The organism is Streptomyces sp. NPDC090032, from assembly GCF_044748025.1.
Taxonomy (GTDB): Bacteria; Actinomycetota; Actinomycetes; order Streptomycetales; family Streptomycetaceae; genus Streptomyces.
In genome coordinates this window covers 45205-70898 of the sequence record NZ_JBIVFF010000010.1, presented here as the reverse complement: position 1 = coordinate 70898, position 25694 = coordinate 45205, and the positions used below count along the sequence as shown (strand labels likewise).

Genomic DNA, 25694 nt, shown 5'->3' with positions numbered 1-25694 from the left:
GCCTGATCCCGCCGTCGCCGCATTCAGGTCCGCGCACACATCTGGCTCCGGCCGCCGAGCTGACGTACCGTCAACTCCGCCGCCGGGGGCCGCACCCCTCCGGGCGACGTCAACCGCCGTACGCCCAGGGAGGAAACGCGTGGCAGACGACCGCCCCGTCGCACTCGACGAATACCCGGTCCACCAGGTACCGCTGTCCATGAAGCACGTCGCGACCGGCGACCGCAACGCCTACGACCGGTGCATCTTCCATCTCGTCGACCCCACCGGAGAGTTCCTGCTCATCCTCGGTCTCGGCGTCTACCCGAACCTCGGCGTCATCGACGCGTACGCGAGCCTGCGCGTCGGCGACACCCTCCACGCGGTCCGCGCCTCCGACGCCCTGCGCGACGACGCCCGCATGGAACTCGCCGTCGGCCCGCTCCGGATCCACGTCGAACGGCCCTTGAAGGACTTCGTCCTGACCTGCGCGGCCGACCCGGACGACCCCGACGGACTCTCGTACGAGATCAACTGGTCGGCGGCGTTCCCGGCCCTCTGGGAGCCCCACCACACCCAGCGCCGAGGCGGCCGCCTCACCCTTGAGGGCAGGCGCTTCGTGCAGGCCGGGCGCTGTGACGGCCGGCTCCGCATCGGCGGGCGGGAGGTGTCGCTGGACGGCTGGACCGGCACCCGCGACCGCAGTTGGGGCGTGCGCCCGGTCCCCGGCGAGGAGGGCGGCCGGCTCGCCGAGGAGAACAGGACCGAGGGCTTCCACTGGATCTGGTCACCGGTCCGCTTCGACGACCGCTTCCTGATGGTGATCGTCCAGGAGGACGCGGACGGCTACCGCACCCTCAACGACGCCACCCTCGTCCGCGACGGCCGCCCGGACCTCCAACTCGGCTGGCCCCAGGCCGACATCACCTACCGGACAGGCACCCGCCACCCCGAGAGCGCCGTCATCCACCTCACGGACCCGCTCTCCCGCAAGCCCCTGGAACTCGGCGTCGAGATCCTCGCCTCGTCCCCGCTCGCCGTCGGCGCCGGATACCCGCCCGCGGACGACTGGCAGCACGGCACCTGGCGCGGCCGTGACTGGACCGACCGCCGCAGTTACGACCTGTCCGACCCCACCGCTCACCCGATGGCCGGCTACGGCGTCATCGACCACGCGGCGCGCTTCACCCTGGACGGCCAGGTCGGCCACGGCATCTTCGAGCACGGCAGTTTCGGCCGGCACGACCCGAGCGGCTTCACCGGCTACGACTCCGTGGCGCACTGAAGCCGGTGACGCCCCTCGTTTCGGCCGGCACGACCCGAGCGGCTTCACCGGCTACGACTCCGTGGCGCACTGAAGCCGGTGACGCCCCTGAGGCCGGTGACGCCCCTGGCATCGGTCACGCCGCACGCCCTGAGTTCCGTGGCGCTTTGAAAGGAGCCTGCGATGGCGACAGCACCCCGTCCGCGCACCAGCACCCGCGAGCCCGAGGAAGTGGCCCGCCGGCTCACCACGTGGCTCGCCGCCCGGCTGCCGGGTGCCAAGGCGGTCGACGTGAGAGTCCCCGAGTCCAACGGCATGTCCAGCGAGACGCTGCTCTTCGACATCGAACACCCCGAACCGCCCGTCCGTGCCTGCGCGTTGAGACTCGCCGCCGACCCGTCGGCGTACACGATCTTCCCCGACTACGACATGCTGCGTCAGTACCGCACGATGCGGCTCGCAGGCGAGCGGACCGGGCTGCCGGTGCCGCGGGTCCTGTGGCTGGAGGAGGATCCCGGGCCGCTGGGCGCTCCGTTCTTCGTGATGGAGCGCGTCGAGGGCCGCGTACCGCCGGACGTCATGCCTTACACGTACGAGGGCAACTGGCTGCACGCCGCGACGGACGCCGAGCGCGCACGGCTCCAGGACGCGACCGTGCGGCTCATCGCCCGGCTGCACGACGGAGTCCCGGCGTCCGAGGCCGAGTTCCTCGCCGCACCCGGAAAGGGCAGCGCCCTGCGCCGCCACGTCGATGCCCAACGCGCCTACTACGCCTGGGTGGTGGACGGTCTGCCGCCGTCACCGCTCATCGAGAGCGCCTTCGAGCGGCTCGCCGAACTCTGGCCCGCCGACGAGGGCGAACCCGTCCTGAACTGGGGCGACGCCCGCATCGGGAACATCATCTACGACGGCTTCGAACCGGCCGCCGTGCTCGACTGGGAGATGGCGGCCCTGGCCCCGCGCGAGGTCGACCTCGGCTGGACCGTGTACCTGCACCGCTTCTTCCAGGACCTGACCGAGAGCTTCGGCCAGGCCGGATTGCCCGGCTTCCTGCGCCGCGAGGACATCGAGCGCCGCTACGCCCAACTCACCGGTCACACACCGCGCGACATGGATTTCCACACCCTGTACGCCGCCCTGCGCCACGCCGTCGTGATGCTGCGCGTCGCCTATCGGCAGGTGTACTTCGGTGAGGTGGCCGTGCCGGACGATCCGGACACACTGATCCTGCACCACGCCAGTCTGCGGGCCATGGTGCAGGGCAGTTACTGGAGTTGAGGCGCCGTCAGGCGGCCGCGCGCCGCGTCTGCGTCTGCTCGGGGACGCGCAGAGGGCGCGAACCCGGGCCGCCCACGTGCGAGAAGGGCTGCATCCGCCAGTCGAGGCCCTGAGGGAGCGTCAACAGGAGGGCGGTGTCCTGTTCCTGAGCCTCCGCCGAGTCGTCGGCGGGCCGGGCGTCGGCCGCGGCGCGGCCCGTACCGGCGCAGACCGTGAGGCCGAACGGGTTCCACGGCGAGGCGCACAGCGCGTGCTCCGGCAGCACGTCCTCGTCGGCGAGCAGCGCGATCGGCTGCGCGCAGTCCGGGCAGAACACCCGGTACATCTCGAAGGTGTCGTACTCGTCGAACGCGTCGATTCCGGTGTCCGCCGGTTCGACGCCCTCCGGCTCGGGCTCGTTCACCGGCTGCTGCCGACTGCGGGCAGGGCGACCGGGACGCTTCACATTCTGCATGGGACTCTCCCCCTCGGGTGGGCCGACAAGGCGCTGCGGCCTCGACCACAGCAAGCACTTCCCGTCCCGTCGTGGGGGTAATCGTGGCACGCGCGTGGACACGGTTCGACAGGTGTGGTCTTCGTCACATGCCGATTGCGGAGGTCGGGCGGCAGGTAGGCGTACGCACCCCGATGTCCCGAACGGACCAGGCAGGCGTATCCGCCCGGTGGGCCGCTCGGGTATCCCGGGGGATCAAGGGACCTGTAGGTTCTGCGCCATGGAGGAGCTCGACCGACAGATCGTGCAGCTGCTCGTCAAGGACGGGCGGATGAGTTACACCGACCTGGGCAAGGCCACCGGCCTGTCCACGTCCGCGGTGCACCAGCGCGTGCGCCGCCTCGAACAGCGCGGAGTCATCCGCGGCTATGCCGCGGTCGTCGACCCCGAGGCGGTCGGCCTGTCGCTCACCGCCTTCATCTCGGTGAAACCCTTCGACCCGAGCGCCCCCGACGACATCGCGGAACGCCTCGCGGGCGTCCCCGAGATCGAGGCCTGCCACAGCGTCGCCGGCGACGAGAACTACATCCTCAAGGTCCGCGTGGAGACCCCGCACGACCTGGAGAACCTGCTGGCCCGGGTGCGCTCCCTGGCCGGCGTCTCCACCCGCACGACCGTCGTCCTCTCCACGCCGTACGAGGCACGGCCGCCCCGCGTCTGACCGGCTCGGGTCCGGGCCGTTCGGGCCCCGGGTGCGGACCGTGGGCACAAACGCGGGAAACTGTCCCCATGAGTACGACCCCCACGCCGCCCGCACCGGCGCAGTCCCGCACCGTCCTTCTGCGCGGAGGCGACGTCCACAGCCCCGCCGACCCCTTCGCCACGGCCATGGTCGTCGAGCGGGGGCACGTCGCCTGGGTCGGCTCCGAAGGCGCGGCGGACGCGTTCGCCGAGGGGGTCGACGAGGTCGTCGACCTCGAAGGCGCCCTCGTCACTCCCGCGTTCACCGACGCCCACGTCCACACCACGTCGACCGGGCTCGCCCTGACCGGCCTCGACCTCTCCGCGGCCCGCACCCGGGGCGAGGCGCTCGCCCTCGTCCGCGCCCACGCGGCCGCCCGCCCCACCGACCGGATCCTCCTCGGCCACGGCTGGGACGCGGCCCGCTGGCCCGACGGCGCGCCCCTCACCCGCGCCGAGCTCGACGAGGCGACCGGCGGCCGCCCGCTCTACCTCTCCCGTATCGACGTCCACTCGGCCGCCGTCACCACGGCCCTGCTCGACCTCGTGCCCGGCATCGCCGACCGCCCCGGCTTCACCCCCGACGGACCGCTCACCCGCGACGCCCACCACGCCGTCCGCGCAGCCGCCCACGCCGCCGTCACCCCGCAGCAGCGCGCGGATGCCCAGCGTGCGGCCCTGCGGCACGCGGCCTCCCTGGGAATCGGCTCCGTGCACGAGTGCGGCGGCCCCGACATCTCCTCCGAGGACGACTTCACCGGCCTGCTGCGGCTGGCCGCCGAGGAGGCCGGCCCCCGGGTCGTCGGCTACTGGGCCGACCGGGACATCGAGCGGGCCCGTGCGCTGGGCGCCGTCGGCGCCGCGGGCGACCTCTTCGTGGACGGAGCCCTCGGCTCCCACACGGCCTGCCTGCACGAGCCGTACGCAGACGCGGCCGCCGGGCACACCGGCACGTCCTACCTGGACGCCCACGCCGTCACCGCCCATGTCGTCGCCTGCACCGAGGCGGGACTCCAGGCGGGCTTCCACGCCATCGGGGACGCCGCGGTGACCGCCGTGGTGGACGGCGTGCGCGCCGCTGCCGAGAAGGTCGGCCTCGCCCGCGTCAGGGCCGCACGGCACCGTGTCGAGCACGCCGAGATGCTGTCGCCGGAGACCATCGCCTCCTTCGCCGAGTTCGGCCTCACCGCTTCCGTGCAGCCCGCCTTCGACGCCCTGTGGGGCGGCGAGGACGGCATGTACGCGGACCGCCTCGGCGTCGAACGGGCCCGCACCCTCAACCCGTTCGCCGCGCTCCTGCGCGCGGGCGTCCCGTTGGCCTTCGGCTCCGACAGTCCGGTCACCCCGCTCGACCCGTGGGGCACGGTCCGCGCCGCGGCCTTCCACCGCACGCCCGAGCACCGGGTGTCGGTGCGGGCCGCGTTCACCGCGCACACCCGCGGCGGCTGGCGCGCCGTCGGCCGGGACGACGCGGGAATCCTGGTTCCGGGCGCCCCGGCGGACTACGCCGTGTGGCGCACCGAGGAGCTCGTCGTCCAGGCGCCCGACGACCGCGTCGCGCGCTGGTCGACCGACCCGCGCTCCGGGACGCCCGGTCTCCCCGATCTCACGCCGGGTGCCCAACTGCCGCTCTGCTTGCGCACGGTGGTCGGCGGACGGACCGTGTACGTAGGGCCGGACGAGTGATGTAGGCGGGCGCCGTACGGCCGATCGCGCTCCGACGCGCGTTCGCGCGACCTGCGGATCCTCGGCACTGACCAGGCGGTTTCCCCAATCATCGCAGGTCAAAGGGCTGTTGACAGCTGGGAGCGGTCGACGGGTAGGTTCTGCCGGGTCCACCACTGGACGTCCGACCGGGGAACCTCCGCGCAGTCGATGAACGCCGCTGGGTCAGGGGGTGGTGCGCCGCACCGGCGCACCACCACTGGGAGCCAGGCCCAGCACTCGCGCCATGGGGCGCTGGAACGTTCCGGCCGGATGGGGGTCCCTCCCTGCTCCGCGGGAGCACGGGGGAAGGTGCGACCCGGGTGGGGCCCGGACGCTCAGTAGACAACGGCTCTCGGTAGACCCGCAGCCAGCGGGTCCCAGGTCGGCCCGAAGGGCACCGGGCCCCGATCCCGCAGTCCCGCGCAGGGCGCCTTACCAGCGCCGACAGGCACTCTCGCTATGGTGGTCCCCTCGTACAGGAGTCTTAAGGGGAAGCTGTGAACGACGGCGGTGGGCGGCAGTTCGGTCCTCTCGGTACGGCGCTGGTGATCATCCCGACCTACAACGAGGCGGAGAACATCAAGTCGATCGTCGGCCGGGTGCGCGCGTCCGTGCCCGAGGCGCATGTCCTCGTCGCCGACGACAACAGCCCCGACGGCACGGGAAAGCTCGCCGACGAGCTCGCCTCGGGCGACGAGCAGGTCCAGGTCCTGCACCGGCAGGGCAAGGAAGGTCTTGGCGCGGCCTATCTCGCGGGCTTCCGCTGGGGCCTCGAGCACGGCTACGGCGTCCTGGTGGAGATGGACGCCGACGGGTCCCACCAACCCGAGGAGCTGCCCCGGCTGCTGACCGCGCTGAAGGGCTCCGACCTCGTGCTCGGCTCCCGCTGGGTGCCGGGCGGGCGGGTCGTCAACTGGCCCAAGTCGCGCGAGTTCCTCTCCCGCGGCGGCAGTACGTACTCGCGGCTGCTGCTCGACGTGCCGATCCGGGACGTCACCGGCGGCTTCCGCGCCTTCCGCCGCGAGACCCTCGAAGGCCTCGGGCTCGGCGAGGTCTCCTCACAGGGCTACTGCTTCCAGGTCGACCTCGCGCGCCGTGCGGTCAGGGCCGGCTACCACGTCGTCGAGGTGCCCATCACGTTCGTCGAGCGCGAGCTCGGTGACTCCAAGATGAGCCGTGACATCGTCGTCGAGGCGCTGTGGCGGGTCACCGCCTGGGGCGTGGGCGAGCGCATGGGGCGTGTGATCGGCCGCAAGCAGTCCTGAGCCGTAGCCTGTTCGATCTTGATCTCCCGCTTACGCCACTCGGGTCGGGGCCCAGGCACACTGGGGGCATGACGACTGGCACACCGCCCCCTTCGCGCCCCGCCACCCCCCGGCGTTCCCGGGTCCGCATGTTCCTGCCGCTCGGTATCGCCGCGTGGCTGGTCCTGGAGATCTGGCTGCTGACCGTGGTGGCGGGCGCGGCAGGCGGATTCACCGTCTTCCTGCTGCTGCTCGCCGGCATCGTGCTCGGCGCCGTCGTCATCAAGCGCGCCGGGCGCCGGGCCTTCAAGAACCTGAGCGAGACGCTGCAACAGCAGCAGGGCGGCGCGGTCCCGGCAGGCGAGCAGCGCGCCGGGGGCAACGGTCTGCTGATGCTGGCGGGCCTGCTCCTGATGATCCCGGGCCTGATCTCGGACGCCCTGGGACTCCTCCTGCTCGTGCCGCCCGTCCGTACGGCCCTGAGCCGCTACACGGAGCGGACGATCGAGCGGAAGATGCAGTCGGCCACCCCCGGGACCCTCGGGGACGCGTTCCAGCAGGCGCGGATGCACCGGCCGGACGGCACGGTCATCCAGGGCGAGGTGATCAAGGACGATGAGCGGCCCGCACAACGCCCCGACGCGGGTCCGCGCCCCCCGATCGCTCCGTGAGCGTGTGCGGGGCTCAGAAGCTCACTGAGCCCCGCCGGCACCGGACGTGCGGAAACCGACGGTCGCCGGACGGGCGATAACCGGCGCCGGGCAGGCGAAAGCCGTGGGCCGGACACACGTGACGTGTGTCCGGCCCACGGCTTCGTTCAGTCGCGCTCCCGCTGCTCCCGAGGGATCAGGCGGACTTGCGGCTGTCGCGCGGATGCACCGCGATGTTCATGGCACCTGATCGGAGAACGGCGAGCCGCTCCTCGAGGACCTCTTCGAGCTCCTCGCGAGTGCGCCGCTCCATCAGCATGTCCCAATGTGTACGAGCGGGCTTGGCCTTCTTCTCCTCAGGGCCGTCTCCGTCGACCAGAAGTGCTTGGGCCCCGCAGACCTTGCACTCCCACTCGGCCGGAATTTCGGCCTCCACCGAGAAGGGCATCTCAAAGCGATGTCCCTTCTCGCATGCGTACTCCACGGCCTGGCGCGGAGCCAGGTCGATGCCGCGGTCCGTCTCATAGCTGGTCACTACGAGGCGTGTGCCGCGAAGAGCTCGCTCACTCATGAATCGTGCCTCCCGGGCTTGTCGCCCACAGGACAGGTGTCGCTGTCGTCGTCATCCGGTCAACGTCCGGTCGGCGGTAAAGATTCCCGGTTCCGGGTCATGCGTCGCCGTCGTAGCCGCCCCTTGTTGTACCCACCGGCGCCCGGTTTGTCACATCTGCCAGCAGATGTCACCCGGCGTTTTGCGATATTGACGTGCAGTAACGGTACGCCTGGCAGGCCAAACGCGTACACTACCGGCCTTTGGCCCCAGGCGCTAAATCCGGGTGGGTACGGGATTTCCCGCGGCCCGCACCGCCTGCCTCACCGGAACCCGGGCAAGGAGCACAAAGCCGATCATGAAGAACGCCACCAAGGACACGATGGCGTCCCTATAACTGCCGGTCAACTGGTACGCGAGGCCGAAAACGAGCGGTCCGAGCCAGCTCATTCCCCGGTCGCTCATCTCGTATGCGGAGTAGTACTCGGCCTCCTTGCCGGCCGGTACCAGATGGGAGAACAGAGAACGCGACAGCGCCTGCGTGCCGCCGAGGACGAGCCCGATCCCGGCCGCCAGTGCGAAGAACCACACCGGCGCCCCCGACGGCAGGAAGTAACCGGCCCCGATCGTGACCGTCCAGGCGATCAGCGAGCCGAGAATCGTGTTCTTCGCGCCGTACGTACGGGCGAGGCGCCCCATCGCGAGCGCCCCCGCGACGGCCAGGACCTGGACCAGCAGCACCGCCACGATCAGCGTCGACTGGTCGAGGCCGAGCTCCTCCGAGCCGTACACGGATGCCTGCGAGATCACCGTCTGGATGCCGTCGTTGTAGACCAGATAGGCGAGCAGGAAGGACAGCGTCAGCGGGCGGCGGCGCATGTCGCGCACGGTCGAGGCCAGTTGACGCCAGCCGGGGACCGCGGCCGCCTCGCCGGAGGCGGGAGCCGTGCGCCGGTCCCGCAGGCGGCGTAGCGGTACGAGCGTGAACGCGCCCCACCACACGCCCGCCGAGGCCAGGCAGATCCGTACCGCCGTCGACTCCGAGACACCGAAGGAGTCGTGGCCGGAGTACAGGACGAGGTTCGCCACCAGGACGAGCGCCCCGGACGCGTAGCCGAACGCCCAGCCGCGCGAGGAGACGGCGTCACGTTCCTCGGGGGGTGCGATCTGGGGCAGATAGGAGTTGTAGAGCACCATCGACACCGCGAGCGAGGCGTTGGCGACGACGAGCAGGAACCCGCCCAGGAGGTAGCGGTCCCCGTCCAGGAAGAACATCCCGGCGGTCGCCGCGGCCCCCAGGTAGGCCGAGATCGCGAGCAGCGGCTTCTTGCGGCCCGTACGGTCCGCCGCCGCACCCGCGAGCGGCATCACCAGGATCGAGACGATCACCGAGGCGGAGACGGTGTACGCGAAGAACGCGCCGGCCCGCACCGGTATCCCCAGCGGGTGAACGAAGCCGTCCGCGTCCGCCGCCGACTTGGCGACCGCCGTCAGATACGGCCCGAGGAACACCGTGAGGACGCTCGTCGAGTAGACCGAGCAGGCCCAGTCGTAGAAGTACCAGCCGCGCTGTTCCCGGCGCCGCTGCGCCGCGTCGTCGCCCGCCGTCTGTGCCCGCACGGTGTCGCCGCCCACCCGCGCCCCCTCGCTGTCCCCGTGTCCGGACGCGGCCTGCGGGCCGTCAGGTCCAGGCTCCCCGGTCCCTGAGTACGTCGCGCAGCGTCTCGATGTGATCGGTCATGATGCCATCCACGCCGAGGTCGAGGAGTTCACTCATCTGTGCGCGGTCGTTGACCGTCCACACGTGGACCTGGAGCCCGCGCGCGTGGGCCGCGCGGACGAAGCGGCGGTCGACGACGCGTATCCCCGAATGGGCCACGGGTACCTGGGCGCACACCGCCGAAGGGCGCAGCGCCGCGGGCAGTCCGAGGGACCGCAGGCGCAGGCCGAGCACGCCACGCGTGCCGTACGACGTCGCGAGCCGGGGACCCGCGAGGGACTGCGCCCTGGCGACCCTGGCTTCCGAGAACGAGCCGACGCAGACCCGGTCCCACGCGTCCGTCCGGCCGATCAGATCGAGCAGCGGGAGCAGCGCGCGCTCGGCCTTGACGTCCACGTTCCAGCGCACGTCGGGGAAGGTCTCCAGGAGTTCCTCGAAGAGCGGCACCGGTTCGCGGCCCGCCACGCGCGCGTGGCGCACGTCGCTCCAGGGCAGGTCCGCTATCCGGCCCGCCCCGTCGGTGACCCGGTCCAGGGTCGCGTCGTGGAAGGCCACGAGCGTGCCGTCGGCCGTGGCGTGCACATCGGTCTCGATGTAGCGGTAGCCGAGGTCCACGGAGCGCCGGAACGCCGCCATCGTGTTCTCCAGGCCGTCGGCCGTCCCGCCGCGATGAGCGAAGGCCAGGGGTCCGGACCGGTCGAGATAGGGATGGGGTACGCGCGTGGTCACCGCGGAAGTATCGCCCCTTCGGGTGACGCTCCGGCAACCACGGTGGGTGCCTCTGGAGGCGCCGGGGCGGCGAAGACCTTCAGGAACACCTGGGCCAGTGGGCCGATCGCCACGGCGTACAGGACGGTGCCCACGCCGATGGTGCCGCCGAGGGCGAAGCCGGTCGCGACCACCGCGATCTCGATCGTCGTCCGCACCAGCCGGATCGAGCGCCCGGTACGCCGGTGCAGCCCCGTCATCAGACCGTCGCGCGGGCCGGGCCCGAAGGAGGCGGCTATGTAGAGGCCCGTCGCCACGCCGTTCAGGACGATCGCCGCCGCCATCAGCGGGATCCGGATCCCGAGGGCGTGCACATCTGGCACGACGGCCAGCGCGCCGTCCATCGCGATGCCGACCACGAAGACGTTCGAGACGGTGCCGAGGCCGGGGCGCTGCCTGATCGGGATCCACAGGAGCAGCACCAGGGCGCCCACGATGATCGACACGACGCCGATGGAGAGCCCCGTGAGTTCCGCGAGGCCCTGGTGGAGGACGCCCCACGGCTCCAGACCGAGTCCCGCCTCCACGAGGAGACCGGAACTCACGCCGTACAGCGCCAGGCCGGCGTAGAGCTGGAGAAGGCGCCGGGTGAGACCGGCGCCGGGTGGTGTGGACGACGCGGACAAGTGGAGCCCCCTGTGGTGGTAGTGGCCTGTTGCATGACACTCTGTGGCTTGGGATCACAGGCCAACCATGGCCAATTCGGGGAAGGTGGACTGGACTGCGATGGCTCAGTGGACTTCGGCGGTCGGCGCGGCTCAGCTCGCCCGGCTCCTCACCTCCCAGCAGACGCGCCCGCCGGGCTCCGGCAGCCGCCGCCCGCCCGCCTACCGCGCCCTCGCCGACGGCATCCGCCTCCTCGTCCTCGAAGGGCGTGTGCCCGTCGCGGCGCGCCTTCCCGCCGAGCGCGAGCTCGCCGTCTCCCTGGCCGTCAGCCGCACGACCGTCGCCGCCGCCTACGAGGCGCTGCGCGGCGAGGGGTTCCTCGAATCGCGCAGGGGAGCGGGCAGCTGGACCGCCGTACCGGCCGGGAACCCGCTGCCCGCACGCGGCCTCGAGCCCCTGCCGCCCGAGGCGCTCGGCTCGATGATCGACCTCGGCACCGCGGCCCTGCCCGCCCCCGAACCCTGGCTGACCCGCGCCGTCCAGGGCGCGCTCGGCGAACTCCCGCCCTACGCGCACACCCACGGCGACTACCCGGCGGGCCTGCCCGCGCTGCGCGAGATGCTCGCCGAGCGCTACACCGCCCGCGGCATCCCCACGATGCCCGAGCAGATCATGGTCACCACCGGCGCGATGGGCGCGATCGACGCGATCTGTCATCTGTTCGCGGGCCGCGGCGAGCGCATCGCCGTCGAGTCGCCCTCGTACGCCAACATCCTCCAGCTCATGCGCGAGGAGGGCGCCCGGCTCGTCCCTGTCGCCATGGCCGAGGGGCTCGCGGGATGGGACCTCGACCGCTGGCGGCAGGTCCTGCGCGACGCGGCGCCCCGGCTCGCCTACGTCGTCGCCGACTTCCACAACCCCACCGGGGCGCTCGCCGACGAGGACCAGCGCAGGCAGCTCGTCGAGGCTGCGCGCTCGGCCGGCACCGTGCTCGTCGTCGACGAGACCATGACCGAGCTCCACTTCGACCCCGACCTGGACATGCCCCGCCGCGTCTGCGCCTTCGACCCGTCGGGCTCCACCGTCATCACGGTCGGCTCGGCGAGCAAGGCGTTCTGGGCGGGCATGCGCATCGGCTGGGTGCGGGCCGCGCCCGACGTCATCCGCAGCCTCGTGGCCGCGCGCGCCTATGCCGACCTCGGCACCCCGGTCCTGGAGCAGCTGGCCGTGAACTGGCTGCTCAGCACCGGCGGTTGGGAGGAGGCCGTTCAGCTGCGCCGCATCCAGGCCAGGGACAACAGCGCCGCGCTGGTCGGCGCGCTGCGCCGCGAGCTGCCTGACTGGGAGTTCGATGTGCCGGTCGGCGGACTGACGCTGTGGGTGCGCGCCGGAGGCCTGTCGGGATCCCGGCTCGCGGAGGTCGGCGAGCGCGTCGGCGTACGGGTGCCCTCGGGCCCCCGCTTCGGGGTGGACGGCGCCTTCGAGGGGTATGTGCGGCTGCCGTTCACGGTGTCCGGGGCGGTCGCCGACGAGGCGGCGGTGCGGCTCGCGGCGGCGGCGCGGCTGGTGCGGGAAGGCGGAGCGTCCGGGGCGGAGCCGCCGCGGACTCTCATCGCCTAGGGCCGGTGGGGCCCGGTCGTCACCCTTCGGCGGCGACCGTCCGCGCCGTAGCCACCGCTTCCACGGCTTCCACCGTTTCAACGACCTGCACGGCTTCCACCGGCTCGGCTGCTTCGACCGGCCCGGCCTCGGGGTTGTCGTCGGCCGGAGTCGTCCGCTGCGGGAGCAGCGCGAGCACCGCCTGCCGGTGCGCGTCACTCGTCGCGTCGTCGTACGGGTCGGGGGTGGCCGGCACCTGGAGGCGGTGGACGGCGCCCGCGCCGAGACGGGCGTAACCCCGTCCGGCGGGCACGTCCGCAGTGGGCGTCGTGTGGGGCGCGACGCCGAGGACGTCCTCGATCTGGTCGTACGTGGCCGGGCCGAGCACCACGCGCGCGCGTGTGTGCTGACAGACGGTGTCGGTCAGGGAGTCGAGGCTGTCGAACTGGTCGGCCACGACGACCGTGACGTTGGCGGCGCGCCCGTGCCGCAGGGGGACCTGGAGCAGGTCCTGCGGGTCCTTGCGCCCGCCGGCCGCGGCCAGATGACCGAGGACGCTGGGCCGGTCGAACAGGATCCACAGGGGGCGCCGGGTGTCGTCCGGCGCGGGGTGGCCGGCCTGGCGCGCCCGGTTGGCGGCGATCAGGCGCCGCTCCGTCTCGTGCGCCGCCCATTCGAGGCTGGCCAGGGCGCCGGCGAGACCGCACTCGACGGCCAGGACACCGCTGCGCCCGGTCAGGCACGCGTAGTCGCCCGTTCCGTTGCCCTCCACGATGAGGACGTCACCGTGCTGCAGGGCCTGGAGCGCGATGGAGCGCAGGAGTGAGGTGGTCCCGCTGCCGGGGTGGCCGACGGCGAGGAGGTGCGGCTCGGTGGAGCGCATGCCCGTACGCCAGACGACGGGCGGTACGTCGCGCGGCTCGTCGCCGTCACCGAGGGGCAGGGTCCGCTGCGTGCCGCTCTCGTCGGTGAAGCCCAGGACCATTTCGCCCGGTGCCGTGACGAAGCGCTGGGCGGCGATGTCGGTGGCCAGCGGCGGCAGGACGGTGACCGTCAGCCGGTTGCCCTCCTCGTCCCACTCGAAGCGGTACTCGCGGCCCCGGCCCGACTTGGCGTGCAGGAGTTGTTCGATACGGGCGCGGGAGTCGGCCTCGCCGTCCGTGAAGTACGCCGGGTAGCACACCACGATCCGTGAAACGCGCCCGTCGTCGTCGAAGTCGTACGACTCGAAGGCCTTCTCCCACTCGCCGCCGTGGGCGAAGAGCGGGCTCGGGTCCTCTGGGACGGAGAAGTACGGGACAAGTGCTTCGTAGAGCGAGGTGAGCCGCTTGACCTGGGACTCGTCCGGGCCGGTCGGCGCCGGCGGAGTGAGATCCCTGCCCTTCCACGCGGCCGCTGCCATCAGGGTGATGAGCGCCAGCAGCGGCCCGTACGGAATCATCATCACGACCAGCACCACGGCCACCATCAGGAACAGCAGCGGTCCGCGCCGGTCCTTGGGGGTGTCGGCCCACTTCTGCCGCCCGGCGGATGCCAGGCGGCCCATGCCTTTGCTGATCGTGATGAGGGGATGGAGTACGTCGATGGCCCCGTCGGCTGCCGTCCGTGCCAGTTCCCGGCTCCGGGCGATGGGGGCGCTGCCGTTGCTCAGAATGCGGGGGAGGGGGCGCCGGGCCACGTCTGTCTCCTGAAGGTGCGTGCGAGGGAGGAGGGGGTCAGAACTTGATCCCGCCGAGCAGGCCGGCCAGGCTCGCGCCGCCGGCCTTGATGCTCGGGGCGATGGCGGTGCCCGCGAGGTAGAAGCCGAAGAGGGCGCAGGTCAGGCCGTGCGAAGGCTTGAGCCCGTCTTTGCGGAAGAAGAGGAAGGCAATGATTCCGAGCAGCACCACGCCTGAGATGGACAGGATCATTTGAGTTCTCCTGGTCGATGGGGACAGTCACCATGAGTTCTTCCAGGCTCACAGCATGTATCTATACGACAAAAGGTGCAAATGGGTGGAATATTCTTTATTTCACCCGTTCGGCAGGCGCTCGGTGAGCCTCCTGAGTGCGTGCCGTACCGCCGTCAGGGCCCGCCGTGATCTTTGCCTCGGGCGGCGCCGCTCATGTGCCGAACCGGGCAGTACGCTGTCGATTCACTCGTACGGCCGCACGGTCGTAGCACTCCGTATACGCAAAGGCGGTCTGTTCCGATGAGCGAAGCCCCCGACCCGGAGGTCGTGGAACTGGCTACCAAGATCTTCGATCTTGCGCGCCGGGGCGAGAGCGAACAGCTCGCCTCTTATGTTGACGCGGGCGTCTCGCCGAACCTCACGAACGACCGCGGCGACTCCCTCGTGATGCTCGCCGCCTATCACGGGCACGCCGAGGCGGTCCGTGCCCTCCTGGCGCGTGGCGCCGACGCCGACCGCGCCAACGACCGGGGCCAGACCCCGCTCGCGGGCGCCGTCTTCAAGGGTGCGGACGACGTGATCCGGGCGCTGCTCGACGGCGGGGCCGACCCGGCCGCGGGGACCCCGTCGGCCATCGACACCGCCCGCATGTTCGCCAAGGCGGAGCTTCTGGAGCTCTTCGGCGCATCCTGACGCACACGCTTTGACCAGGCAGAACGGGGGAGCAGGAAATGTGGTCGCGGTGGGAAGAACCGCTGGGTCATCATGACGACGTGATTCACGGACGCGACGGTGGGGCAGATGGTGCCACACCGCGCGGGCCGTGAACGGTCCGCTTCGGACCACAGACGAGAGGCAGAGGAAGATGGTCTACAGCAAGCAAGAGACGGCGGGCGCCCCGCAGTGTTGTCGCGCGGCCAGGTAGTGCAGTTCCCCCGGTTGCGTCGACGCTTGATGTGAGGCTGTTTCCCATGTTCGATCCGTTCATAGCGCCCAGCGGCACGCTGCTCGGCCTACTGCAGAGGGGCCGCGGCGACGGCACCCTGCACGCGCTGACGGCGCCGCGCGCCGAAGCGCTCGCGGCTCTCAACCACTGTGTGCTGAGCGACCCCCGCCACGACTGGCAGGTGGAGAACCGCTCGCTCTACTACGCCCGTCTCTACCTCGACCTCCACGGAGAGCTCGGGGAGATCGAGCGCCACCTCTTCGACCCCGACGACGTCCTCGATACGGACGAGTCACGCACGGGCCTCGCGCTCTCGGTCCTCGGCCACCTCGCCTCGTACGGCAGGCGCGACGCCCTGGAGCTGCTGCGCCGCTATGCCGCCTTCGGCTCCAGCTGGGCCTGGGCCCTCGACGAGCTGGCCCTGCGCGACGACGACGCGGGGCTGCGCATACTCGCCGCCCCCATCCTCGACAGATTCCCCGAGGACCCCGAGGGCGACGCGGAACTCGCCGCCGCCGTGCGCGACGCATACGAACCGCGCCCCTGGCGGCTGTGGGCCGACGACCCCAGGGAAGCCATCGGCGCCCGCGTGCGCGCCGCCCAGGACCGCGGCTCCTTCGACCAGTGGCAGCGCCAGATGCGCCCCGCCGGGCCACGCCCCGGATGGAGCGTGCAGGCCGTCTTCGACTGGGCCCAGGAAGGCCTCGAACGGGGCGCCGTCCTGTACGTGCCCGCCGCGCGCTGCCTGACCGCCGTCGCCGGACCCGACGACAGGGACGAAATCGTCCGGGCCGCGCTCACCGGGCACGACGGCGCCCGCTGTACGGCCCTGCGCTACCTCGCCGACACCCATGATCCGGGCGTGCTCGATCTGATCGAGGCCGCCGTGGAGAGCCCCTCGCACGCGGTCGTGGACGCCGCCCTCGACGCCTTCGAACGCATGCGGACGGTCTCCTCCCTGGAGCGCGCCCGCCGCTGGGCCCCCAGGCCGGACGCCCTCGGCGCCGCCGCGGGACGCATGCTCGCCTGCCGCGGTGGCGCCCAGGACACCGAACTCGTCCTGGCCGCACTGCGCGAGGCGGTGCGCGGCGAAGGCGCCGACGCACCGACCCTGTGGCCCCTGGTCGACGGGGCAGGACGCCTCGGCATCGCCTGCGCCGCCCCCGTCCTGCGCCACGTCTACAGAGAGACCGCCTCGTCCCACCTGCGCGGCCATGCCGCCAAGGCCCTCGCCGCCACCGACCCCTCCTTCGCCGCCGGATTCGCCGTCGAATGCCTGTGGGACTGTGAGGAGTCCACCCGCGAGGTCGCCGCGCGCCACGCGGAGACCGGCGACGCGCGCGTCGTGGACCAGCTCAGGAGACTCGCCGCCGACCCGGCCGAGGAGGCCGAGGTGCAGACCGCGGTGCGCAGCAGAATCGGACCGGACGCGACGGCTTTGTGACCGGCGGCTTTCCGGGAGGCAACGCTCGAAGGTCGCTGCCTCCCGGTCGCCGACGGGCGAGGGCCAACGCTCATGGGACGTTCCTCGCCAGGAAAGATCCACGTTGACGTGCCCACGCTCGACGCGACGACAACACCGGTATGCGTGTCGTCATCGTCACCGAGTCCTTTCCCCCCGACATCAACGGTGTGGCTCACTGCGCCCTGCAGACCGCCCGGCATCTCGCCGCCCGCGGCCACGACCCCCTCGTCATCGCCCCGGCCGCAGCGTCGGGCCCTGACGCCGACACCGACGCCCCCTGCCCCGTCGTACGCGTACCGTCCCTGCCCCTGCCGGGTTACCCGCAGGTCAGGGTGGCCCTGCCGAGCCGCCGGGTGGCCGCGGCCGTGGCCGCCCACGGCGCCGAACTCGTCCACCTGGCCAGCCCGTTCATCCTCGGCGTACGCGGCATGGCCGCCGCCGCACGGCTGCGGATCCCCGCCGTCGCCGTCTATCAGACCGACCTCGCCGGTTACGCGCGTACGTACATGGGGGCCGGAGAGGCCACCGCGTGGCGGCGGATCCGCGGCGTCCACGGCGCCGCCGACCGCACGCTGGCCCCGTCCAGCGCCGCCGTGCGCGACCTGGAGGGGCACGGGGTGCCGCGCGTGCGCCTCTGGCCGCGCGGGGTGGACACCGTACGGTTCCGGCCCGACCTGCGCGACGAAGCGCTGCGGCGCGAACTCGCCCCCGACGGGGAGCTGATCATCGGCTACGTCGGCCGGCTCGCCCCAGAGAAACAAGTCGACTTGTTGGCAGGTGCGTGCGGCCTCGAGGGGGTGCGCGTGGTCGTCGTCGGCGACGGCCCCAGCGAGCCCGGCCTGCGCGAGGCACTGCCCGGCGCCGTCTTCCTCGGCCGCCGCACCGGCGCCGAACTCGCCCGCATCTTCGCCTCGTTGGACATCTTCGCCCACACGGGCCCCTACGAGACGTTCTGCCAGACCGTGCAGGAGGCCATGGCCAGCGGCGTGCCGGTGATCGCGCCCGCCGCCGGCGGGCCGCTGGACCTCGTCGCACACGGCCGGACCGGGCTCCTCGTCACGCCCGGCGACGCGTCCGCCGTACGCGACGCCGTCTGGTCGCTCGCCGAGGACCCGCTGCGCCGCCTCGCCTACGGGGCGGCGGGCCGCAGCACGGTCGAAGGACGGACCTGGGAGGCCGTCGGGGACCAGCTGGTCGGCCACTACGAAGAGGTCCTCGACGCGCGGACGGCGGTGGCGGCATGAGCGGCCTGCGGATCGTGCGTCTCGCCAACTTCGTCGCGCCCGCCTCGGGCGGACTGCGCACCGCCCTGCGGGAGTTGGGGACCGGCTACCTCGCCGCCGGGCACGAACCCGTCCTGATCGTGCCGGGGGAGCGGGCCGGCGAGCACGAGAGCACGCAGGGCCGCGTCATCACGCTGCCGGGGACGCTGCTCCCCGGCACCGGCGGCTACCGCGTCCTCACCGACCGGCGGCGCGTGGCCGAACTGCTCGAACGCCTCGCCCCCGACCGCATCGAGGTGTCCGACCGGACGACCCTCAGGTGGACGGGGGAGTGGGCGCGGCGCGCCCGCGTGCCCGCCGTGATGGTGTCCCACGAGACGGCCGACGGGGTCCTGCGGACCTGGGGCCTGCCCGAGAAGTTCGCCCTGCGCGCCGCCGACGCGCTCAACTCCCGCACCTCGCACGCCTACGCGCGCGTGGTCTGCACGACCGAGTACGCCGAACGCGAGTTCATCCGCATCGGTGCGCGCAACGTCGTACGCGCCCCGCTCGGCGTCGACCTGGAGCGCTGCCACCCGGCCTTGCGGGACCCCGCCGTACGGGAGCGGTACGCGCGCGTGGGTGAGGTGCTGCTCGTCATGTGCTCGCGACTCTCCGTGGAGAAGCGCCCCGGCACCGCGCTCGACGCCCTGGACGCCCTCCGCCGCCGGGGGACGCAGGCGGTGCTCGTCGTCGCCGGGGACGGGCCGCTGCGGGCGCGTCTCGAACAGCAGGCACGCGCACGGAGGTTGCCGGTGAGGTTCCTCGGGCACGTGGCCGACCGCGGACACCTCGCGGCGTTGCAGGCAGCGGCGGACGTGTGTCTCGCGCCGGGGCCCGCGGAGACGTTCGGGCTCGCCGCGCTCGAGGCGATGGCCTGCGGCACCCCCGTCGTCGCCAGCGCGTCGTCGGCGCTGCCCGAGGTCGTGGGTCCCGCCGGGGGAGTCGCGCAGGACACCGGCGAGGCGTTCGCCGCCGCCGTGCAGGAGCTGGTCGCACGGCCCAGGGACGAACGCCGGGAGGCGGCACGCGCGCGTGCGGAGTGCTTCGGGTGGGGCGCGGCGGTGGACGCCTTCCTGCAGGCACACGACGCCGTACGGGTAACGGCCGACGTGCCGCGCCGGACAACCGCCGACGTGCCCTTCCGGGAAACGGCGGACGTGCCTCTGCGGGTGACCGGGCGGGATGCCGTATGAGCGCGGTCCTGCGGTTCGCCGCCCTCGGGGACTCCCTGACCGAAGGGGTCGGCGACCCGGTGGGTGACGGCTGGCGCGGCTGGGCCGAGCTGCTCTCCGCCGGGCTCGCCCCGGACGGCGTACCCGTGGAGTTCCACAACTTCGCGGCGAGCGGCGCCCAGACGCACGACGTCCTCGACCGGCAGATGGCGGCGGCGCTGGCCCTGCGGCCCGACATCGCCTCCGTCCTCGTAGGCGTCAACGACACCTTGCGCCGCACCTTCGACATCCACGCCGTGGCCGCCCGCCTCGACCATGTGTACGCGGCTTTCACGGAGCAGGGCGCGGTCCTGCTCACGGCGTGCCTGCCCGACCCCGGCACCATGCTGGGGCTGCCCGGCCTCCTCGGTCAGCCTCTCGCGAGGCGTCAGCAGGCGGTGAACTCGGTCGTCCACGCCCTGTCCGAGCGGTACGGCGCCGTGCATCTGCACGCGGCCGAGGGGGCATGGGTCACCGACCGTTCCATGTGGAGCGCGGACCGGCTGCACCCCGGGGAGCGAGGGCACCGGATGCTCGCCGCCCGGTTCCACGCCCTGCTCGCGGCCGACGGGCGTGCCCTGGGCACGCCGCCGTCACCGGAGCCCGAACGGCCCGCGCCCACGCGCTCGGCGAGCCTGTTGTGGCTCGCCACGGCGGGCACGGGCTGGGTCGCACGGCGGTGCACCGACCTGCTCCCCCAGCTCCTCACCCTCGCCGCGGACGAACTGCGCCACCGGGCACGCGGCACCAGCGCCCGCCTCGACCTGCGGGCGTCCAGCTCGGTGGTCTCGGCGCTCGCGGCGCTGGCGGCTGTGGAACAGGTGGACGCGGCCTGAGGGGCGCAGTGGGTGCGAGGTGACGTGGCGACGGGCGCGTCCGGCCACCGCACGAGGGTGGGCAGCCGGCTGGGAGTCGGGTGGCCCGGTGGTCGGTGGTCGCTGTGAGGGCTGCCGTCAGCGGCCCGTCGCCGGGACGAAACGGACCGGTGTGCCAGGGGGCGCCTGTGCGGCCGCGGGCAGGTCTTCCTGGCGTACGACGGCGACCACCGGATAGCCGCCCGTCGTCGGGTGGTCGGCGAGGAACACGACGGGCCTGCCGTCCGGCGGAACCTGTACGGCACCCAGGACCATTCCCTCACTGGGGAGTTCGCCCTCCAGTGCCCTGAGCAGAGGCGGGCCCTCCGTACGCAGCCCGATGCGGTTGCTCGCCGACGACACGCGGTACGCGCGCGTGGTCAGCGTGCGCAGGGCGTCCGCTGTGAACCAGTCCGCGCGCGGCCCGAGCGAGATCCGCAGGACCAACTCACGGGGCGGCCCCGGCAGTGGGGCCACGTCCACGCGTGCGTGCGCCGACGACACCGCTCCCAGGGGAAGCACCGTGCCGTCCGCGAGGGGGGCCGGTCCGAGCCCGGAGAGCAGGTCGCTCGACCGGCTGCCGAGGACCGGCTCGACGGCCACCCCACCGGCGAACGCCGCGTAACTGCGTACTCCGAAGAGCGCGGGTCCGAGATCGAGCAGCGCCCCGGCCGGGACCCGTACCGGCGCGCCCCAGGCGACAGGGCGCCCGTCCACCGTCACCGCGCACGGCGCTCCCGCCACGGCCACCGTCACATCACAACGCGGCCGCACGGCACATCCGTTGAGGGTGGTCTCCAGGACGGCGGCCTCGCGCGCGTTGCCGACGAGCCGGTTGGCGAGGCGGGCCGCCGGGAGGTCGAGCGCGCCGGAGTGCGGCACCCCGAGATGCGCGTGCCCCGGACGGCCCTCGTCCTGCACGGTGGTCAGCGCTCCGGCCCGGACGACGGCCATGGCACGGTCCGTCATGCGGCCACCTCCGGAACGAAGCGGACCCGGGTCCCCGGGGCGAGGAGGGCGGCAGGCACGCGCGCGTGGTCCCACAGCACGATGTCCGTCGTGCCGATCAGCTGCCAGCCGCCGGGCGACGAGCGGGGGTACACGCCCGTGTAAGGCCCCGCGAGCGCGACGGAGCCCGCCGGGACGGAGGTGCGCGGCGTCGGCCGGCGTGACACGTCGTACCGGGCGGGCAGCCCTGTCAGATAGCCGAAGCCGGGCGCGAACCCGCAGAAGGCGACCCGGAACTCGGCCGCCGCGTGGATGCGCGGCACCTCCTCCACCGGAACGCCCCACAGCGCGGCGACGTCCATCAGGTCGGGGCCGTCGTAGCGGACGGGGATGTGGACGGCGTCGCCCCCGCGCGGGGGCAGCGGTGGGACCTCCCAGTGCGGCAGCTGCGCGGCGAGCCGGGCCGCGGGCTCGTCGAGGCCGTCGAGGAGCACCGTGCGGGCCGCGGGCACGATCTCGCGTACGCGCAGCTCGCCCGCGGCGCGGCGGCGCAGCAGCTCGGCGTGGAGCGCGGCGGCCTCCTCGCCTCCGGAGACCTCGACGAGCAGCGCCCGGTCGCCGACCGGAAGGGCCTTCACGCGAAGGCCTCCACCCGGACGCCCGCCGACTCCAGCCGCCCCCGCACCCGTCGGGCGAGGTCCACCGCGCCGGGAGTGTCCCCGTGCAGGCACAGGGAGCGTGCGCGTACGGAGATTTGCTCGCCGTCGTGCGAGGTGACCGTCCCGAAGCGGGCCAGGCCGACGGACCGCTCGACCACGGACTCGGGGTCCGTCACCACGGCGCCGTCGCTGCCGCGCGGCACGAGCGTGCCCCGCGCGGTGTAGGCCCGGTCCGCGAACGCCTCGGTCACGACAGGCAGTCCGGCCTCGCCGGCCACCTCCAGGAGGCGTGAACCGGGAAGCCCGAGGACGGGCAGCGTGTCATCCGCAAGGCGGACACCGTCGACGACCGCCCAGGCCTGCTCCTGGTCGTGGACGACACGGTTGTAGAGCGCTCCGTGCGGTTTGACGTAGGCCACGCGCGTGCCCGCCGCGCGCGCGAAGACCTCCAAGGCGCCGATCTGGTAAGCCACTTCGGCCGCCAGCTCCTCGGGCGGCACGTCCATGGCGCGCCGCCCGAACCCGGCCAGATCCCGGTACGAGACCTGGGCGCCGACCCGGACACCGCGCTCGGCCGCGAGGGCGCACACCCGGCGCATCGTGGCCGCGTCCCCGGCGTGGAAGCCGCAGGCCACGTTGGCGCTCGTGACGACGGACAGGAGCTGCTCGTCGTCGGTCAGGCGCCAGCGGCCGAAGCCCTCGCCCAGGTCGGCGTTCAGGTCGACGGTCACCGCCGTGGGCGGGGCCTGCGCGGTCAGTGAGGTCGGTGAGGTCGGTGAGGTCGGTGAGGTCACGGAACCCTCTTCTTCCGGTGGGGTGTTGCGGGATCAGGCGACGCGGTACTGCTCGTCGCGCGCGTCGGTCAGGAACATCCGGCCGGGCGCGTGCGTGATGGCGAACGGCGGCCGCGAGGCCATCACCGCGGCCTGGGGAGTGACGCCGCATGCCCAGAACACCGGGATGTCGCCCGGCTGCGCGGCCACGGGATCGCCGAAGTCCGGCCGCCCGAGATCCTCGATGCCGAGCCCGGACGCCTCCCCGCAGTGCACCGGGCTGCCGTGCACGGCGGGCAGCAGCGCGCTCTCCCGGATGGCCGCCGCGAGATGCTCCGGCGGCACCGGGCGCATCGACACCACCATCGGCCCCCGCAGCCGCCCAGCGGGCCGGCACTGGCGGCTGGTCGTGTACATCGCGACATTGCTGCCCTGTTCGATGTGGCGCATCGGCACACCGGCCTCGGACAGCGCCCACTCGAACGTGAAGCTGCACCCGATGAGGAACGACACGAGGTCGTCGCGCCAGTGGTCGACGACGTCCGTGGGCTCGTCGGTCAGCTCGCCGTGCTCCCACACCCGGTAGCGCGGCAGGTCGGTGCGCAGATCGGCGCCGGGAGCCAGCGGGGTGGTCCAGGAGCCCGCGTCCGTGACGTCGAGGACGGGACAGGGCTTGGGATTGCGCTGGCAGAACAGCAGCATCTCGTACGCCCAGTCGATGGGGACCGAGATGAGGTTGGCCTGTGTGTGGCCGCGCGACCAGCCCGCGGTCGGCCCCGACGCGCCGGCGCGGATGCGGGCGCGGGCCTCGGCCGGGCTCCACGCGTGCGCGTGGCTGTCGACGAGTTCCGTGGCGGCCGGGGACCTGTCGCGGCTGACGGTCTCCGTCGGGAGGGCTTGCGTGCGGTTCACAGCAGCTCCCTTCCGCGGGTCTCGGGCAGTCCGAAGAGGGCGATCACGGCAAGTGCGTACCCCACCGCACCGAAGATCAAGGCGCCGCCGACACCCCAGCTGTCGGCGAGGTACCCGACGAGCGTGGGGAAGACGGCTCCGACGGCACGCCCCGTGTTGTACGTGAAGCCCTGTCCCGTGCCGCGCACGGCCGTCGGGTAGAGCTCGCTCAGGAACGAGCCGAAGCCGCTGAAAATCGCCGACATACAGAACCCGAGCGGGAAACCGAGCACGAGGAGAAGGCCGTTGGCCCCGTCGGGGATGCTCGTGTAGGCGGCGATGCTCACCGCGGACAGCACCGCGAAGAGAGCGATGTTGCGCTTACGGCCGAGCAGGTCGGTGAGGTAGCCCCCGGCCAGGTAGCCGGCGAAGGCGCCGGAGATCAGAAACGTGAGATAGCCGCCGGTGCCGACGACGGTCAGGCCGCGCTCCGTCTTGAGGTACGTGGGCACCCAGGTGGCGAGCGTGTAGTAGCCGCCCTGGACGCCCGTCGACAGGAGGACCGCGAACAGGGTGACGCGCCGCAGGTCCGGGGCGAAGATGGCCGAGAAGGACCCCTTCTGCGCGCTCGTGCCCAGCTGTTCGGTGGCCTTCGGGGCGTCGTGCACCCGGCGCCGTACCCACAGCACGAGGAGCGCCGGGAGCGCGCCGGTCCAGAACATCACGCGCCATGCGAGGTCGTCGCCGAGGAACTGGAACACCAGGGTGTAGACGACGGCGGCGAGCGCCCAGCCGATCGCCCACGCGCTCTGCACCGCTCCCAGGGTGCGGCCGCGGTTCCTGGCCGTGGCGTACTCGGCGACGAGGATCGCGCCGACCGCCCACTCGCCGCCGAAGCCGAGGCCCTGGAGAGCGCGGAAGACCAGCAGGGTTTCGTAGTTGGGAGCGAAGCCGCAGGCCACGGTGAAGACCGCGTAGGTGATGACCGTGATCAGCAGGGCCTTCACGCGGCCGATGCGGTCCGCCACGACGCCGGCGACGGCGCCGCCGACCGCGGAGACGACGAGCGTGACCGTGGTCAGCAGGCCCGTCTGGCCGCTGTCGAGCCCGAAGTACGCGGCCAGCGCGACCATGCTCAGCGGCAGTGTGAAGTAGTCGTACGAGTCGAGCGCATAGCCCCCGAAGGCGCCCCCGAAGGCGCGTCGGCCGCGCGGGCCGAGATCGCGCAGCCAGCCGAACGCGCCCTCGGAGGGCGGGAGTTCACCAGGGCGTGTGGGGGAGTCGGCCAGGGTCGCGTCGGGCGGTGGAGTCGTGCTCATGGGCACCTCGCGGGAGGGGGGATGGGTGCTTCCTGAGTGGGCTGAACCGAGGGGCGCGGAACGTGCGGGGATCCGCGTCTGACCGACAAGGTAGAGGATCGTTGAACGATCCCTCAATACCCATGTTGTTTCGTTCTGGTATCTGCGCTTGAATTCGGGCGTGGCCGAACTGAACGGACTGGCGGACGATCGCGCGCTCCTTGGGCGCACCAGCACCGCCGAGCGGGTCGCCGACATCCTCAGGAGCCGCATCGCGGAGGGGTACTTCCCGCCCGGCACCCGCCTGTCGGAGGACAGCATCGGCGGCGCACTCGGCGTCTCGCGGAACACGCTGCGAGAGGCGTTCCGACTGCTCACCCACGAGCGGCTCCTGGTGCACCAGCTCAACCGCGGCGTCTTCGTGCGCGTGCTCACGGTCGAGGACGTCGAGGACATCTACCTCACACGCCGCCTCGTCGAGTGCGCCGTCGTACGCGGCCTCGGCCGGCCCCCTTACGACATCGGGCCCCTGGCCGACGCGGTCACCGAAGGGCACCGCGCCGCCGAGGCGCGGGAGTGGAAGGGCGTCTCCACCGCCAACATCCACTTCCACCGGGAGCTCGTGGCGCTCGCGGGCAGCGCGCGGACCGACGAGCTGATGCGCAGCGTCTTCGCCGAACTGCGCCTCGCGTTCCACGTCGTGGACGATCCGCGCCGCCTGCACGAGCCCTATCTCGCCCGCAACCGGCAGATCCTCGAAACCCTGGGGGCCGGGCGCCGCGACGACGCCGAGCGGCTGCTGGCCCAGTACCTCGACGACTCCCGCGAAGGCCTGGTCGACGTCTACGGCCGCCGGGTCGCCAAGGGTGAACAGCCGGACGCCTGACGGCTGCCGACCCGGTGGCGCGGCCCGCGCGGAGCGTGCGGTGCGGGCGGTCGCTTCTGCGCCGTTT

General features: G+C 72.6%; 25 protein-coding genes. 13 read left to right on the top strand and 12 right to left on the bottom strand.

The window, feature by feature from the left end:
* Positions 1-139: 139 nt before the first annotated feature.
* Positions 140-1264 (top strand): hypothetical protein, encoded by a 1125-nt coding sequence (locus ACIPWY_RS24775; protein WP_401535016.1) that lies wholly within the window; start codon positions 140-142, stop codon positions 1262-1264.
* A gap of 162 nt (positions 1265-1426) precedes the next feature.
* On the top strand, positions 1427-2521 hold the full coding sequence (locus ACIPWY_RS24770; RefSeq protein ID WP_362909005.1) for a phosphotransferase family protein: 1095 nt from the start codon (positions 1427-1429) through the stop codon (positions 2519-2521).
* A 7-nt stretch (positions 2522-2528) separates the two neighbouring features.
* Here ACIPWY_RS24770 and ACIPWY_RS24765 read toward each other — a convergent pair whose 3' ends face one another.
* The gene (locus ACIPWY_RS24765) at positions 2529-2975 is read right to left on the bottom strand and encodes a hypothetical protein (RefSeq protein ID WP_362909003.1); all 447 of its coding nucleotides are present in this window, start codon (positions 2973-2975) and stop codon (positions 2529-2531) included.
* A gap of 259 nt (positions 2976-3234) precedes the next feature.
* On the opposite strand from ACIPWY_RS24765, the gene ACIPWY_RS24760 reads away from it, so the two are divergent.
* The 4 genes from ACIPWY_RS24760 to fxsA all read left to right on the top strand — a co-directional run bounded on the left by ACIPWY_RS24760 (position 3235) and on the right by fxsA (position 7317).
* Complete coding sequence (locus ACIPWY_RS24760) at positions 3235-3675, top strand: Lrp/AsnC family transcriptional regulator (protein WP_100597468.1); 441 nt, start codon at positions 3235-3237, stop codon at positions 3673-3675.
* A gap of 68 nt (positions 3676-3743) precedes the next feature.
* A complete protein-coding gene (locus tag ACIPWY_RS24755) occupies positions 3744-5381 on the top strand; it encodes an amidohydrolase (RefSeq protein WP_362909001.1) in 1638 nt (545 codons plus the stop codon).
* 518 nt (positions 5382-5899) lie between these two features.
* Positions 5900-6667 (top strand): polyprenol monophosphomannose synthase, encoded by a 768-nt coding sequence (locus ACIPWY_RS24750; protein WP_362908999.1) that lies wholly within the window; start codon positions 5900-5902, stop codon positions 6665-6667.
* Between the two features lie 68 nt (positions 6668-6735).
* On the top strand, positions 6736-7317 hold the full coding sequence (gene fxsA / locus ACIPWY_RS24745) for an FxsA family membrane protein (protein WP_393705898.1): 582 nt from the start codon (positions 6736-6738) through the stop codon (positions 7315-7317).
* Between the two features lie 175 nt (positions 7318-7492).
* Here the strand turns inward: fxsA and ACIPWY_RS24740 are convergent, their stop codons facing one another.
* The 4 genes from ACIPWY_RS24740 to ACIPWY_RS24725 form a co-directional block, all read right to left on the bottom strand.
* Entirely contained in the window at positions 7493-7867 is a 375-nt protein-coding gene (locus tag ACIPWY_RS24740) for an RNA polymerase-binding protein RbpA (RefSeq protein WP_081223278.1), read from the bottom strand.
* Positions 7868-8122: 255 nt separating this feature from the next.
* Complete coding sequence (locus ACIPWY_RS24735) at positions 8123-9481, bottom strand: MFS transporter (protein WP_362908995.1); 1359 nt, start codon at positions 9479-9481, stop codon at positions 8123-8125.
* A 46-nt stretch (positions 9482-9527) separates the two neighbouring features.
* A complete protein-coding gene (locus ACIPWY_RS24730; RefSeq protein WP_393705897.1) occupies positions 9528-10295 on the bottom strand; it encodes a glycerophosphodiester phosphodiesterase in 768 nt (255 codons plus the stop codon).
* Positions 10292-10960: a hypothetical protein gene (locus ACIPWY_RS24725; RefSeq protein WP_362908991.1), complete on the bottom strand. Its 669-nt coding sequence runs from the start codon at positions 10958-10960 to the stop codon at positions 10292-10294. Before ACIPWY_RS24725 ends, ACIPWY_RS24730 begins: the two co-directional genes overlap by 4 nt.
* A gap of 100 nt (positions 10961-11060) precedes the next feature.
* Between ACIPWY_RS24725 and ACIPWY_RS24720 the strand changes: the two genes are divergently transcribed.
* Positions 11061-12560 carry a PLP-dependent aminotransferase family protein gene (locus ACIPWY_RS24720; RefSeq protein ID WP_362908989.1) on the top strand — a complete coding sequence of 500 codons (1500 nt, stop codon included), beginning with the start codon at positions 11061-11063 and terminating at the stop codon, positions 12558-12560.
* A gap of 19 nt (positions 12561-12579) precedes the next feature.
* Here ACIPWY_RS24720 and ACIPWY_RS24715 read toward each other — a convergent pair whose 3' ends face one another.
* Both ACIPWY_RS24715 and ACIPWY_RS24710 read right to left on the bottom strand, forming a co-directional pair.
* Positions 12580-14217 carry a hypothetical protein gene (locus tag ACIPWY_RS24715; RefSeq protein WP_393705896.1) on the bottom strand — a complete coding sequence of 546 codons (1638 nt, stop codon included), beginning with the start codon at positions 14215-14217 and terminating at the stop codon, positions 12580-12582.
* 37 nt (positions 14218-14254) lie between these two features.
* Positions 14255-14449, bottom strand: coding sequence for a hypothetical protein (locus ACIPWY_RS24710; RefSeq protein ID WP_266668277.1), 195 nt, complete (start codon positions 14447-14449; stop codon positions 14255-14257).
* A 282-nt stretch (positions 14450-14731) separates the two neighbouring features.
* Here ACIPWY_RS24710 and ACIPWY_RS24705 point away from each other — a divergent pair, with 282 nt between their 5' ends.
* The 5 genes from ACIPWY_RS24705 to ACIPWY_RS24685 all read left to right on the top strand — a co-directional run bounded on the left by ACIPWY_RS24705 (position 14732) and on the right by ACIPWY_RS24685 (position 20154).
* A complete protein-coding gene (locus ACIPWY_RS24705; protein ID WP_362908985.1) occupies positions 14732-15124 on the top strand; it encodes an ankyrin repeat domain-containing protein in 393 nt (130 codons plus the stop codon).
* Positions 15125-15402: 278 nt separating this feature from the next.
* Positions 15403-16821: a HEAT repeat domain-containing protein gene (locus tag ACIPWY_RS24700; RefSeq protein ID WP_393705895.1), complete on the top strand. Its 1419-nt coding sequence runs from the start codon at positions 15403-15405 to the stop codon at positions 16819-16821.
* Positions 16822-16961: 140 nt separating this feature from the next.
* The gene (locus tag ACIPWY_RS24695; protein ID WP_393705894.1) at positions 16962-18086 is read left to right on the top strand and encodes a glycosyltransferase family 4 protein; all 1125 of its coding nucleotides are present in this window, start codon (positions 16962-16964) and stop codon (positions 18084-18086) included.
* A complete protein-coding gene (locus ACIPWY_RS24690; protein WP_362908980.1) occupies positions 18083-19300 on the top strand; it encodes a glycosyltransferase in 1218 nt (405 codons plus the stop codon). Before ACIPWY_RS24695 ends, ACIPWY_RS24690 begins: the two co-directional genes overlap by 4 nt.
* Complete coding sequence (locus ACIPWY_RS24685) at positions 19297-20154, top strand: SGNH/GDSL hydrolase family protein (RefSeq protein ID WP_362908978.1); 858 nt, start codon at positions 19297-19299, stop codon at positions 20152-20154. The genes ACIPWY_RS24690 and ACIPWY_RS24685 overlap by 4 nt, the downstream gene beginning before the upstream one ends.
* A 117-nt stretch (positions 20155-20271) precedes the next feature.
* On the opposite strand, the gene ACIPWY_RS24680 is transcribed toward ACIPWY_RS24685, so the two are convergent.
* The 5 genes from ACIPWY_RS24680 to ACIPWY_RS24660 all read right to left on the bottom strand — a co-directional run bounded on the left by ACIPWY_RS24680 (position 20272) and on the right by ACIPWY_RS24660 (position 24762).
* The gene (locus tag ACIPWY_RS24680; protein ID WP_393705893.1) at positions 20272-21141 is read right to left on the bottom strand and encodes a biotin-dependent carboxyltransferase family protein; all 870 of its coding nucleotides are present in this window, start codon (positions 21139-21141) and stop codon (positions 20272-20274) included.
* Positions 21138-21758 carry an allophanate hydrolase subunit 1 gene (locus ACIPWY_RS24675; protein WP_393705892.1) on the bottom strand — a complete coding sequence of 207 codons (621 nt, stop codon included), beginning with the start codon at positions 21756-21758 and terminating at the stop codon, positions 21138-21140. The genes ACIPWY_RS24680 and ACIPWY_RS24675 overlap by 4 nt, the downstream gene beginning before the upstream one ends.
* A complete protein-coding gene (locus tag ACIPWY_RS24670) occupies positions 21755-22510 on the bottom strand; it encodes a LamB/YcsF family protein (RefSeq protein WP_393705902.1) in 756 nt (251 codons plus the stop codon). The genes ACIPWY_RS24675 and ACIPWY_RS24670 overlap by 4 nt, the downstream gene beginning before the upstream one ends.
* Positions 22511-22606: 96 nt before the next feature.
* Positions 22607-23464, bottom strand: a complete 858-nt coding sequence (locus ACIPWY_RS24665; protein ID WP_362908970.1) for a putative hydro-lyase — start codon at positions 23462-23464, stop codon at positions 22607-22609.
* On the bottom strand, positions 23461-24762 hold the full coding sequence (locus ACIPWY_RS24660; RefSeq protein WP_393705891.1) for an MFS transporter: 1302 nt from the start codon (positions 24760-24762) through the stop codon (positions 23461-23463). Before ACIPWY_RS24660 ends, ACIPWY_RS24665 begins: the two co-directional genes overlap by 4 nt.
* Positions 24763-24922: 160 nt before the next feature.
* Between ACIPWY_RS24660 and ACIPWY_RS24655 the strand changes: the two genes are divergently transcribed.
* A complete protein-coding gene (locus ACIPWY_RS24655; RefSeq protein ID WP_383894711.1) occupies positions 24923-25627 on the top strand; it encodes a GntR family transcriptional regulator in 705 nt (234 codons plus the stop codon).
* Positions 25628-25694 lie beyond the last annotated feature (67 nt).